Genomic DNA, 14,260 nt, shown 5'->3' on the forward strand with positions numbered 1-14,260 from the left:
AACTTAATTACTGCTCCATGATCAAAGCCTTCGCTTTTTCAAGCGGCTCGTCAATTCCTGCTTTGATACCTTTAATGGTGGGTTTTACTATTACATCAATTTTAACACCCTTGCGCTGGGTTTGTGTTCCATCAGGGTATAATATTCCTATTCCCGAAAATAGCGAACTTATCCCCCCCGGTAAGACAATTCGCGATACATCACCATCCGCACCCGCCGTGGTACTTCCTATAACCTTAACATTGGGGGAACTTTGAAAAGCCATCGTAGTAAATTCGGCTTGGCTCTGTGATTGTTCATTTACGATCACTATAACTTTACCCGGGTATGAATTTTCTGGATTAACATCAAGCGGAGGTGCTTCAACAAATGAACCCGGCTGATTAATACTTCCTTTTGTAGACTTAACAAATGGCGCAGAGCCAGACTTAATATACGCACCAAATGTATAAGGCATAAATTCAGAAGGGTAACAGCGCATGTCAACAATAATACCTTTTGTGTTCTTAAACATCTCCCTGATGGCGGGCAGATTCGCGTTGTGATATTTTGCAGGATACACGTACCCGATGTTTTCATTTATTAAGTAGTAGCCCGGATCTTTAACATTAATATTGCTGTTATTCATTAAGCCGGCCCTGGAAACAAGTACGCCTTCATTAGCTGCACTTAAAGTATTTCCATCCCGTTGTATTGTAAATTCAAAGTGCGGGTTATTGCTTCTCAATAAATAATTGCCCGGCATATCCCTTAATTGCGTAGTATAGTTGGACGCGGCAGTTATAGGCAGGTATTTCCTGATCAGCTCGTCGACGGCAACATTATTAATAGCCGTTATTACATCCCCTATCCTCAACCTTTTTTTAACAGCAACCGAATCAGATTCAAAACCGGTTATGACCAATTTGTTTTCCACAAAACCAGCTTTAAAGGATGGTCTGTATTTACCACGGTAAGCTTCCAACTCAGCATTACCACCCCAGATATTGGCGTGGGTATCATGAATACTGCTGATAAGCTTGAGCGTGGTGAGTATATATTCTGTTGAATTTTTATCGTTCACAAACTGCGGAATAAACTCTGGCAAAGTTTGGTTCCAATCTTTGTCTATCAAATGCTTATAAGGAAAAAAGTACTGCACCATATTCCAATATTTAAACAGGCAAAGCAAGCGGCAACCTGCATCCGGATATTTTATGTTGTAATATCCGCTTTCGTGATCAAATATTGGATTACCTATTCCCGTCATGCCTATGTAATAGCTTTCAGTAATTTTATGGTTATCTAAAATAGTTTGGAGTTTGTCGGTAAGTGACTTATTGAGTACCGAATGATCGAAGATGTTTCCATAGTTGGCTATGGGCTTAACCTTCTTATCTGTATTGGGTTTACAGCCATCACAAGCGTTCACTTTACCAAGCTTATCAGTCCATTGCTCAAGAACCTTGCTTAACTCTTTATTACTACGGGCCTTGATAACATCAGGCATCACCCTAAAAAGCTCCGCATCCATATTATAGTTGCCTTTTGCGATTTCAGGATGGTGATATTTCAAAAAGCCCCAAATCTGGCCAAGCAGCTTTAAATTGGTAGTTACTTGCGGATCGAGTGCGATGGTATTAATGCCAGATCCACGTTTAAAGGCAGTATCCAGATCAGCTTTAAGCCGGATAACTTTTTTAGGCACAGCATTTTCAATGGGTTTTCCGTCAATAAACAGTTCAATATTATCGAACCAAATTTTCCCCTTACCTGCCAGGAGCGCGCCGCCAACTATGTTGATAGCCTTTTGGCTATTGTAGGGCAGTTTAATGCTATATTGTTTCCAATCGGTTGTGCCATGTATATTTTGCCCTTGCATATTGTCAAAAGCGGATGTGCCATCAATCCGAAGCCAAAAACCAGCGAAACCTCCGTTTACTCCTTCGGTTTTCAGGTAACCTCTCAGTTCTACCTCACTGCCTTCAAACGCCTTGGGGATAGCAAAGGTAACAGCACCAAACCCGGCAGTGTCTGTTGTGGATGTGATAGAAAGCGCGTATTTGCCATGCTGCACGGTGCTGCTATCCAACGCGAATTTATAATCCTTCCCATCGGAGTGCATCCAGCCGACCGGGTATTTACTTGCATAATTAATTTTTTCAAAGTCACCGTTAAATTCATCTTTGGAACTTTGACCAATAGATTTACTACAACTAAATAAACATGCAAAAAGGGATAAAAGCAGCAGGCTGTTTTTCATTGATTTGGATAGGTTAAGTTTATAATGAAACCTAAACGCTATTTTATATGATTTAATATATAGCAAACATTAAATCACATAAAAAAACGTGCACCCAATCTTTTCAATGAAAATTTACTGCATTCAAAGGCTACTTACCTTCTGTCCAGCTTTTAAAAATGGCAGCCTGTAATTTATCGGGGGTTGGCAAGGGTGTAATTTTAAATGTCTTTTCCCTCAACCTGCCTAAAACAATGGTTACATCTTTCTTTTCCCCATTCTTTAACAAACCCAATGTTAAGCTATCTCCTGTATTTTTGGTTTCGAAAGCTTTGAAAAGCACATCCTTTGTTGCAGGGGCACCGTCAACCGTAAGTATAACCGTACGACCTCTGATACCTTTATCCCAGGCTGGTGATTTGTAAGCGACAGTATTGATCCGGAGGGTGTCGCCCTGCTGCCGCACATTAAGACCGGCCCATGATTCAGAAACTACTTTAGTTGCAGTATCAACAGCTAAACCACCATAAGCAAAATATTTAGGATAATCGGGCGGCTTAACGGTCGATGCATATTCAAACACTTCGGTTAAAGGTATGCCAGCCATTTTTTCGCATTCATTCCTAAATTCCTGCTCGGTAAAACCACGGTTCAGCTTTTTGTAATACTTATAATAAAGCAGGCGCATCACATCATCAAGCGTTTTTTTGTTCTGGGTAGCATGACGAATGTTAAAATCGAGCATCAAGCCCAAAATCGGCCCTTTATCATAGTAAGAGATGGTTTTATTAAAATCATCCGCTTGCCTGCCGTTAGGTCCGTCATCCCAGGTATCATAACTGGCCTGTGTTGCCGATTGATATAAATGCCCCGGCTGGTTTTCATAGTTACGCAGGTTGTTCTGAAAATCGCCAAACATATCTTCATTATTCATTAAACCGGCATGCCTGGTGATCATGTACTCGTAATAAACCGTAAACCCTTCGGATACCCAAAGCATATTGGTATGGTTTTCCTTTGAGTAATCAAATGGGCCAAGTTCAACCGGCCTGATGCGTTTAACATTGTAATGATGAAAATACTCGTGAGCTATGAAGTTGTAGAGCTTTTTACGGGCTTCAGGCGTGTTAAACCCTTCTCCACCGCTAAAGCTTAGCGAAGTTGAGTTTAAATGCTCAATACCTCCGCCGCCTGCACCTATTGATAAAAAAGTGTAATGAGTATAAGGTATCTCGCCGATGATATTACTGCCGGTAACTACTATCTTTTTCAGGTCATCCATAAAGGCCTGCCTGTCAAAAGCGGGCAACTTGTAGCCGATAAAATTGTGCGGTTTGTTTTGTACGCTGAATGGCGGTAAAACTTCCAGTTCGCCCATTAAAAACGGACTGTCATAAAGCACATCAAAATCGGCGGCTTTATAAACATGATATTGGCCCTTCAAGGTGTCCAGTCCTGTAGCTACCAGGTCTCTCCATTTGCTGTAAGGCTTCATTTTGATGGTAACCGGATGGCGCAATTCCTGCTCGAGGTACATGAACAGCCCGCCAGGCGTGATATAACCTCTTGTTTCATCCAAATAAACGTTACCTACAAAGGGCACAACGGCTTTTACATCATATGAGATCTTTACATCTCCGGCTGCAGGGTTAGCAACCTTCCAAATATCTTTTGTGGGTTTCTCAAACTTAAGCTTAGTTCCTTTTGCATCGGTAACAGTGAAATTTTGCACCGCGCCTGCAAAATCTATCAATTGATAGTACCCGGGCGTCCAAACACACATTTTAAAATCGAGGGTTTTGAGGTGGGTTTTATTGGTGAGCTCAACATGATACAAATGTTCGGCCGCCTTTTCCATCGACACCGAATATTGCATATTAACAGGCTGCTGGGCCAACGCCCCGGTGCTCAAAAACAGGCAAAATGATAGGGTTAACTTAGATACTAATTTCATTATCCGAGTGGGTTTTGCCGAATATAATAAACGTGGATTTATTTATCCCGGCACTTGCTGAAAATTAGCCTGAAAGTTGTGGGGAATTATTTCAAGAAGATAAAATTTATAGGCATCAATAAAAAGCGTCATTGCGAGGCACGAAGCAATCCCCGATTTGCAGAGAGACTATGCAAATTTCTCTGTATAGTTTGGGATTGCTTCGTTCCTCGCAATGACGTGATGTTTTTTAGGGCGACAAGAAAGAAGCCAACCACTCACCAATCAACATAATCAACCACTCACCAAACACCTACTTCTCAACCCCTTCCAGCGCAAATAAAAACGCGTAATTCAATGCCTCTTCCTTTAAATAATCAAACCTGCCCGAAGCCCCGCCATGGCCATAATCCATATTGGTATGCAGCATCAATACATTATTATCTGTTTTGTCGGCCCTTAGCTTGGCTACCCATTTGGCAGGTTCAAAATATTGTACCTGGCTATCATGCAAACCGGTTATAACCAACATATTTGGATAAGCCTTCTTCTCTACATTTTCATACGGCGAATAGCTTTTCATGTATTTATAAGCATCCTCATTTTTGGGATTGCCCCATTCATCAAATTCATTGGTGGTTAGGGGGATACTTTCATCAAGCATGGTGTTCACCACATCAACAAAAGGAACTTCGGCAATGATACCATGCCACAGATCGGGAGCCATATTAGCTACCGCGCCCATCAAGAGACCACCGGCGCTTCCACCTTCGGCATACAAATGTTCTTTACTGGTATATTTTTGATCAACAAGATATTTGCCGCAGTCGATAAAATCGGTAAACGTGTTTTTCTTTTTCATCAGTTTACCATCCAGGTACCATTGACGGCCCATTTCCTGTCCGCCCCGGATCCCGGCCATCGCGAAAACAAATCCCCTGTCAAGCAAACTTAGTCGGGCACTCGAAAAATACACATCATTGGTGTAGCCGTATGACCCATAACCATAAAGCAGCAAAGGCGCGTTTCCATTCTTTTCAAAGCCTTTTTTGTAAACCAGCGATATAGGAACCTTAGTGCCATCAGTTGCGGTTGCATACAGGCGTTCGGTTACATAATCATCGGCTTTATATCCACCCAATACCTCCTGCTGCTTCATCAATTTGGATGCTTTGGTATCCATGTTATAATCAAAAGTAGATGACGGCGTGGTAAGCGATGTGTAACCATACCTTAATACCTTACTGTTATAATCGGGATTGGCACCAACATAAATAGCATAAGCAGCTTCCTTAAAATCAACATAATGCTCCTGATTTGATGCAAGGTTGCGTACCCTGAACTGGCTCAGTCCGCTTTTACGCTCGGTGATCACGATATAATCCTTAAACTCTTCAACCCCTTCCAGCAATACATCCTTACGGTGCGGCAATACTTCTTTCCAGTTACTGCTTTCAGTTTTATCAAGCGGGCACTCCATCAGTTTAAAATTGATGGCATTTTGGTTGGTTACTATCAAAAACTTATCGGCAAGCGCGGTAACGCTATACAGCACGTCTTTAATGCGTGGCTGAAAAACCTTAAATGCATCGTTAGGTTTATTGGCATCCAGGTACCTAAACTCCGATGATAAAGTAGCGCTCGACTGGATAAAGATAAAGCTGCCTGATTTTGACTTATCTACGCCTATATAGTTCGATTTATCCTTCTCTTCATAAACAACAACATCATCGGTCTCTTTGGTACCTAACAAATGCCGTTTGATCTTTTCCGTTAATAATGTTTCGGCATTTTTAGCGGTATAGAAAAGTGTTTTATTATCGTTAGCCCAAACCGAACCACCTGTTGCGTCAGTTATAGCATCAGCATAAACCTCTCCTGTTTCCAGGTTTTTAATATGAATGGTATATTGACGACGTGAAACCATATCCACCCCATAAGCCAGCAGTTTATTATCCGGACTGATGTTAAAACCATTGGCCGAATAGTAACTATGACCTTTGGCTAACTCATCCACATCAAGCAATACCTCTTCTTTAGCATCAAGGCTGCCTTTTTTGCGGCAATATTTGTAATATTCCTTCCCTTCATCGGTACGCGAATAATAATAGTATCCATTTTTAAATACCGGTACCGATTCGTCCTTCTCCTTTATCCTTGCCTTCATTTCATCAAACAATACCTTTTGAAAATTTTTAGTACCGCTCATCATGGTGTCCTGGTAAGCATTTTCGGCTTTCAGGTAATCCACCGCTTTGGTGCTGTCGGGGCCTTTCTTAAAGTAATCTATCATCCAGTAATAATTATCGGTAAYGGTATCATTGTGGATGGTGCGGATATGCGGTTTAACTTCGGCAACGGGTGGTTTTACATCGGGCCATTTATACATAGTACTTGGAGTATTTTGTTTGCATGAAGCGGCAAAGATCAAAATACTTACCGGAATAATGATTTTTTTCATCGGATAAAAGGTTTAAAGTACTGAACCTTTTAAAGTTAGGTTTAAGAAATGAAAAAGGCAATAGCGGTGTAAGATCAAGATGCGTAGGGGTTGCGGTGGTTGTGGATAAAAAAGATGGAAAAGGCAATAGCGGTGTAAGATCAAGATGCGTATTTACTCACCCCGACATCGCTTCGCTCGTCACCCTTCTCTACGCAAGCGTAAAGAGGGGATTTTATCCTCATTTTTTCTTTACCCTCTTTCCGCCAAAGGCGAAGAGAGGGTGGTCCAGCGCAGCGCAGACCGGGTGAGTCAACTATGCGCCATACCAATTTGCTTTAACTGTCAATACATGGACTATTACCCTTAAGAGAGAAATCGCACAATCCTGCGCTTTTTTCTTAAATTAACGGTGCAGATGTCCACGCTTAAACCTGCGAGAGGAAAGCAACTGGAGGGGTTAACAGGGTTAAGAAAACCCTAACAAAACTAATTAAACAATTAAAAATCAATATCTTACTAAAAAAAACAACTAACACCAAACCACTCACTCACCTCCCCCCAACAAAAAATCCACCTGCTATTGCTAACAGGTGGATGGGGATATAAATTAAAACAATAAACTCTTAGGCCAAATTACGCCCGGCATTTACAATACCGTAAACTGTGCGGATCACCAGCTTATTATAAACATCGTTAAGCTCAGTGTCTTTTTCATAGTTCATACATTGCAGGGCGTAATGCTGAATGATAACCAGCGGCAAAACGATTTTCTCGCGGATTGCGATAGAACGGCGCTCAACCGGATATTCTTCCATTAGTACAGTGCTGCCGGTTAGTTCAAGTAACATCTCACGGGTAAGTACAAACTCATCCTTCAGCACTTTCCAGAAAGCACCAAACTTTTCATCTTTTTCAAGATATGCGGTAACCCTGAAATCTGATTTTGACATCGACATCATACAGTTATCCAGCATAGTTTTGAAGAATCCTGAAGTTTGGTACAGTTCTTTAACCTCGTCCCAGCCGCCGGTTTCCTTAACCTGTTTAAGCGCTGTGCCCACACCATAAAAGCCCGGGATGTTTTGTTTAAGCTGGCTCCATGAGGTTACAAAACTGATAGCCCTCAGATCTTCCAGTTTTAGCTGCGCACCAGCATTCCGCTTGGTTGGCCGACTGCTGATATTGATCCTTGACAGTAATTTCAGCGGACTGAATTTTTCCAGATATTCAACAAATAAAGGATGCGCGCGCAGATCGATAAACAGCTTGTAGCTCACATCGGCCATTTGCTGGATGAGTTCTTTATGGCGGTTATCCAACAGATCGTTACGGTTAGGGTGCAGTGCCGAAATAACACCGGCATTGATCAGCTGCTCCATGTTAAACCTTGCGGTTTCAACCGAGCCGTATTGCGAACTTACAGTTTGCCCCTGGATAGTTAATTGAATATGCTCATTGGCAATCTCTTTACCCATCGACGCATAGAAACGGTGTGTTTTACCACCACCACGTGCAGGCGGGCCTCCTCTGCCGTCAAAAAACGCCAGTTGAATACCATATTTGCGGGCAATAGCGGTAAGCTCAACCTTAGCTTTATATATCGACCAGTTAGCCATCAGGTAACCACCGTCTTTAGTACTGTCAGAGAAACCAAGCATGATCGTTTGCTGGCTGCCCCTGTTTTTCAGGTGCTCGGCATAAAACGGATGGGTATACAACTGCTCCATAATAGCGGCAGCATGTTCCAAATCGTTCACGGTTTCAAACAGCGGCATGAAGTCGATGCTCAGGTTATCTTTTTTCCAACCGCTCCATAAAAACAGGTCGATCAGTTGCAGAATATCAGATGCACGCTGGCAGTTACTGATGATAAAGCGCTGACAGGCCCTTTCACCATTACCCTCCTGGATCTGTTTAACCAGCCTGATGGTATCCAGCGTATCATGGATCATGGCATCCTTTTCCTCTTCAGGGCAAACAAAATCAGCCTCTTTAAAGGTGATGCTCTTTACTTTTTCATCCTCGCTTAATTCTGAATAGCCTTCAAGCACACCAGTATCAATATTTTGGGTACCGTATTCAAATACCTTGCGTAAAATGCGGCTATCCTGCCTGATATCCAACGTAGCGAAATAACATCCAAAAAGGCGCACCTTCTGGATCATATCTTCAACAATATCAACAAATAAACCATCGTGATCCTTCAGGATAACTTCCTTTATAGATAACAACAGTTCCAGTATTTCGCCCTGCAGATTAACCGGGGTTAACTGCTCATTTGCATTTTTATAAAACAGGTTCTCCAGTTTGGTCATGGCCTGTTCAACGCCGCGGAAAGTAATACGACGTTTCAGTACCCTGAAATCACGGTAGTAACACCTGAATAACCTTTGCCTTAAAAAGCTGGCTACCTCTTTAGTAGTTTGCGTGGTTACGTTAGGGTTACCGTCACGGTCGCCGCCTGGCCAGAAACCAAGCTCCAGGTTCTGACGGCTTGCAGCGTCAATATCAAATTCTTCTTCCAGTTTTGACTGAATGCCTGATACCGCATGGTAAAATATATTTTCCAAAAACCAGGAAAGGCTAACAGCCTCATCAACCGGTGTTGGCGATGTTTTATTAAAGAAAGGTGTTTTACCTAATTGCTGCAGCAATACATCAATGTTATTGATATCATTGGTTTTTACAGCTTCAATCAAATCGGTCATGATGCCAAGCACCGTACCGGGATAAAACTGCGTAGGGTGAGCGGTAAGTACCAGTCGCAACGAAAAATCCTTTAGTTTTTCGCTGATATCATTGCGGCTTTCATCACTGATGGCAGCATGCTGCAATAAACTTTGCAGGGTACCGCTATCATCAAACTTACCTATTTTATTAAAGGATGAATCTTCAATAGCATCAAACAAAACTACCTGGCGTTCGATATATTGAATAAACCTGAACATGCGGTTGATCTGCTCACGGTGATCGATATCCGGTACGTACTTTTCGAAAAATGATTCGATAATGTCTGTCGGCGAATCATGCGTAATAGCACCCTTTTCGCAATGCGAACTGAAGAACGGTAATAAAATACCAGTATCCTTTACCTGGTAAAACGGAAGCGTTTGAAACAAACTGTTATATAACTCAAATCGGGTAACAACCTCGTTATTAAAGGCTGCTTCTCTTTGGCTGAGTTTTAACGTTGGCGACATAGTAAAAAATTAAATTGAGGTAAAATTGATTGGTTTAGCTTTTGGCCTTTTCCGGGGGGTGAATTTACTGATCTTTAATTTAATTTCATCAAAAAGTAAATATTTATTAACACAAAACTTCAATTAATGCCATTTTCATTAAAAATACATACTAAAATTAAAATTCTGTAAATTCGAAGCGCCATTTCAGGGCTATAAATTATATTTAATAAAAACAGCCCGAACAAACAAAATTGCTTATAATAGTTCTGTTATTTATAAAGCTGCAACTACCATGTCTATAAACATCAGGGAAATAAAAAGTTTCTTTTACAGTCAATATTTTTCTGATGGGATCCGGATCTGCATAGGTATTTTACTCCCCTCCCTGCTACTGATGCAGTTTGATAAATTCGATCTTGGCCTTACCCTTTCGTTGGGTGCATTATGTATCTGCGTTATTGATACCCCAGGGCCTGTATCGCACAAACGTAACGCTATGGCAGCCGGCAACCTCTGTTTATTTTTGGTAGCTGTTATTACGGGTTTTGCGCGGCTCAATGTAGTTACACTTGGTATCGAGATCACATTTTTTGCGTTTTTGTTTTCCATGTTCACCGTTTATGGCAACAGGGCGGCATCGGTAGGCACTTGTTCATTACTCATCATGATCTTCATGATGGATAAGGCCCTGGCAGCTCCCGAAGTATTGGGTTACAGCGCAACCATTTTAGCCGGCGGTGTTTGGTATATGATCTTCAGTCTGTTGTTTTTCGGCATCCGCCCCTATCGTGCGGCACAACAGGCGCTTGGCGAAAACGTGACCGATATAGCACGTTTTTTACGCATCAAGGCTGACTTTTATTTGTCAGATACCGATATAGACGAAAACTACCGTAAGCTGGTTTCCAAACAGATCCAGGTGAGCCAGCACCAGGATGCCGTACGCGAATTACTTTTTAAAAGCCGTATCATGGCCCGCGAGTCAACAGCCCCGAGCAGGATCCTGGTACTCACCTTTGTTGACCTGGTTGATATTTTTGAGCAGATCATGGCCACGCACTATGATTATAATCACATCCGCGAAAAATTTAAAGACACAGGGGTACTCTCAGAAATTGCCCGTATTATCCACAACATGGCCGATGAACTTGAAGATATAGCCTACATAGTATTATCAAACACGCGCCGCCGCCATCTCACCGATTTTAATATCGAACTGGAAAAACTCAAAGTAAAGATTGACTCTATCGGCAAAAACAACCAGGAAACCAGCAACCTTGTGCTTAAAAAGATCCTGGTAAACCTGCGTTCGCTTGGCGAGGGCATCAATAATATATATAAATACTACAGCTCAAAAGCAGCCGAATCATTGGGCGAGCCCAAAGGCGATGTAGAGTATACGGCATTCGTAACCCACCAGGATTTCGCCCCCCATATTTTCTTCGACAACTTTACGCTGGCATCCGGCGCATTCAAACATGCCTTGCGGGTGGCGCTGGTATGTTTGGTAGGTTTTATTACGGCTAAGCTGGTATCATTAGGGCACCACAGTTACTGGGTATTGCTCACCATTATTGTAATATTGAAACCAGGCTTCAGCCTTTCTAAACAGCGTAATTATCAGCGTTTAATAGGCACCATTGGCGGGGGCGTTATTGGTATTGCCATACTTACTTTTATCCCCAATGCTACTGTACAGTTTATTTTCCTGGTAGTATTTATGATGGGCGCGTACAGCTTTCAACGTCTTAATTATGTAGTAAGCGTAATTTTCATGACGCCGTATGTACTTATCCTCTTCAAATTTTTAGGTGTAGGCCTGCTCAATGTAGCCCAGGAAAGGATATTGGATACCATTATAGGTTCAACTATTGCCCTGGTGGCCAGCTACCTCATTTTCCCAACCTGGGAGTTTGAACAGATCCAGGAAACATTGAGGGAGGTCCTCGTGGCCAATATCAACTACCTGGTGACCATTGCCGAAAGCATTTCGGGCAAGATGATCAGCATTACTACTTACAAACTGGCACGCAAGGAGGTTTATGTAAAATCGGCCAACCTTTCGGCCGCGTTTGAACGAATGACCTCGGAGCCTAAGAGCAAGCAGCGTAAAATAAAAGAGGTGCACAAATTTGTGGTGCTTAACCATATCCTTTCATCGTACATAGCTACCATTGCGTCAGCACAAAGCAAAAAGGAAATACCTGTTGCACACCCCGAAGCCATGAAGCTGATCAAAAAAAGCATAACCGTGCTGAATGAAACCGGGCAAAAGTTGCAGGCTCAAAACATTGAGTTTAATATAGGTAAAATCCCACCGGTTAACCCGGAAGCTCAAAAACCTGTGGCCCAGGCAGAGGATGCTTTATTGAAAGAACAATTAGGCTTTATCAATAAGATCAGCTATGATATTACCAAGATCACGGATAGTATTTTAGTTTAGATATTCAAAAAACCTATGCCTTTTACATTTGCGCATCCTGCTATAATTTTACCACTTGATAACCTTAAATCCCGGTGGTTTTCTTTAACCGGTTTGATAGCAGGGGCTCTTGTACCCGATTTCGAATATTTTATCAGGATGCGCATCTACAGCGTTTATAGCCATACCGTCATGGGATTGTTCTGGTTCGATATTCCTTTGGGTATATTGTTAGCATTCCTATTCCGCAACATTGTCCGGAATAATTTATACGACAATCTGCCCGCGGTTTTAAGCAAGCGTTTATCTCCATATAAAACCTTTAACTGGAACAACCATTTTAAAAAACACTGGCTTGTAGTTTTACTTTCGATCTTTATTGGCGCCTGTTCTCATTTGTTTTTAGATGCTTTTACCCATCCAGCTGGCTACTTCGTCAAATTATTTCCGGCAATATTTAACAAAACCATTATAGCGGCCGTTCCTCTTTATAAAATCCTTCAACACTCATTTACACTGATCAGTTCCATATATATAATTTGTTACTTCCTAAGAATGAAGGTTAGCCGGCAAGCAAACTCACCCGCTTCAAAATACTGGATCCTGGTGGCTGTTTCTACTGCAATTGTAATTGCTTTTAGATTTTGGATAACACCCGACTACCGGATCATAGCCAATGTAGTTGTATCAGTTATTTCGGCATTTTTGTTAGCGACAATAATTGTCCCGATAATTTTTAGAAGCTTTTTCTCACCTGAGAAGTAAAACGTTTTCCAGCCAAAATCTCCTGATAAAACATTCCAAATATGTTTAAACCTTTAAATTAAAATATTTCTAAATACAAAAAATACCCGGTTGTGTGGATAGGTTCATGATGATTTTTCCCTACTTTAGCCATTGATGATACCCGTAGTTTCAAAATTACCCCAAACCGGAACCACCATATTCACCGTCATGTCGGCCCTGGCCAACGAGTTGGGTGCAATAAATCTGTCGCAGGGTTTTCCTGATTACGACTGTTCGCCCGAGCTGATCGAGCTTGTAAATAAAGCTATGAAAGCAGGGCACAATCAATATGCCCCCATGGCTGGTGTTATGGCTTTAAGAGAGGGCATTGCCGAAAAAACCGAAAAACTTTACGGCGCTGTTTATAACCCCGAAACGGAGATCACCATCACGGCCGGCGGTACACAAGCCATATTTACGGCTATAAGCGCCGTAATACATCCTAATGATGAAGTGATCATTTTTGAGCCCGCTTTTGATTGTTATGCTCCTGCTATTAAATTGATGGGCGGCGTAGTAAAATCACTGGCCCTTGAGCCGCCCAATTATCGTATTGCGTGGGACATGGTTAAGCGGTTGATCAACCAAAAAACAAAAATGATCATCCTTAACTCACCGCATAATCCAACGGCAACCATTTTGCATAAAGAGGATATCGATGAATTGAGTGCGCTGGTAAAAAACCGGGACATTCTGATCCTGAGCGATGAAGTATACGAGCACCTGATATACGATGGCGAAACCCATCACAGCATGGCCCGCTATCCGGAGTTACAGCAACGCAGTTTCATTGTAGCATCTTTCGGCAAACCTTTTCATGCTACAGGTTGGAAAGTTGGATATTGCATGGCACCGGCCTATCTTATGAGTGAGTTCAGGAAGATCCACCAGTTTTTGGTGTTCGCCGTGAATACCCCTATCCAATATGCCATTGCCGAACATTTAAAAAATGAAGAAACTTATCTTGGCCTGGCAGAATTTTTCAGGGAGAAACGGGACTACTTCAGAAAAGGCCTCGAACAAACCCGTTTTGAGCTTTTACCATGCTCAGGATCATACTTTCAATCAGTAAGTTACCTCGGCATTACCGACGAAAAAGACGCCGACTTTTCTATCCGCATAGCAAAGGAATTTGGAGTAGCATCTATACCTGTTTCGGCCTTTTATAGCAAGGGGATTGATCACCATGTGTTAAGGTTTTGTTTCGCCAAAAGACAAGAAACTTTAGATAAAGCCGTTGATAGGTTAATTCGCATTTAATTTTTGGTTAATG

Annotated in this window: 7 protein-coding genes; 3 read left to right on the forward strand and 4 right to left on the reverse strand. The window is 41.9% G+C overall.

Annotation, left to right across the window (positions count from 1 at the left end):
• Positions 1-7: 7 nt before the first annotated feature.
• From AC1DUD_RS08715 to AC1DUD_RS08730, 4 genes are all read right to left on the reverse strand, one after another.
• Positions 8-2,242, reverse strand: a complete 2,235-nt coding sequence (locus tag AC1DUD_RS08715; protein ID WP_477373635.1) for a S41 family peptidase — start codon at positions 2,240-2,242, stop codon at positions 8-10.
• 130 nt (positions 2,243-2,372) lie between these two features.
• Complete coding sequence (locus AC1DUD_RS08720; protein ID WP_477373637.1) at positions 2,373-4,175, reverse strand: M61 family metallopeptidase; 1,803 nt, start codon at positions 4,173-4,175, stop codon at positions 2,373-2,375.
• 292 nt (positions 4,176-4,467) lie between these two features.
• Complete coding sequence (locus AC1DUD_RS08725; RefSeq protein ID WP_477373639.1) at positions 4,468-6,615, reverse strand: S9 family peptidase; 2,148 nt, start codon at positions 6,613-6,615, stop codon at positions 4,468-4,470.
• A 605-nt stretch (positions 6,616-7,220) separates the two neighbouring features.
• Positions 7,221-9,797: a phosphoenolpyruvate carboxylase gene (locus AC1DUD_RS08730; RefSeq protein ID WP_477373641.1), complete on the reverse strand. Its 2,577-nt coding sequence runs from the start codon at positions 9,795-9,797 to the stop codon at positions 7,221-7,223.
• Between the two features lie 274 nt (positions 9,798-10,071).
• Here AC1DUD_RS08730 and AC1DUD_RS08735 point away from each other — a divergent pair, with 274 nt between their 5' ends.
• The 3 genes from AC1DUD_RS08735 to AC1DUD_RS08745 all read left to right on the forward strand — a co-directional run bounded on the left by AC1DUD_RS08735 (position 10,072) and on the right by AC1DUD_RS08745 (position 14,247).
• Complete coding sequence (locus AC1DUD_RS08735) at positions 10,072-12,222, forward strand: FUSC family membrane protein (protein ID WP_477373644.1); 2,151 nt, start codon at positions 10,072-10,074, stop codon at positions 12,220-12,222.
• A gap of 15 nt (positions 12,223-12,237) precedes the next feature.
• Positions 12,238-12,966 carry a DUF4184 family protein gene (locus tag AC1DUD_RS08740; RefSeq protein WP_477373646.1) on the forward strand — a complete coding sequence of 243 codons (729 nt, stop codon included), beginning with the start codon at positions 12,238-12,240 and terminating at the stop codon, positions 12,964-12,966.
• 135 nt (positions 12,967-13,101) lie between these two features.
• Positions 13,102-14,247, forward strand: a complete 1,146-nt coding sequence (locus tag AC1DUD_RS08745) for a methionine aminotransferase (protein WP_477373648.1) — start codon at positions 13,102-13,104, stop codon at positions 14,245-14,247.
• The last annotated feature ends 13 nt before the right edge of the window (positions 14,248-14,260 follow it).

It is taken from the genome of Mucilaginibacter sp. P4_A11, assembly GCF_056402535.1.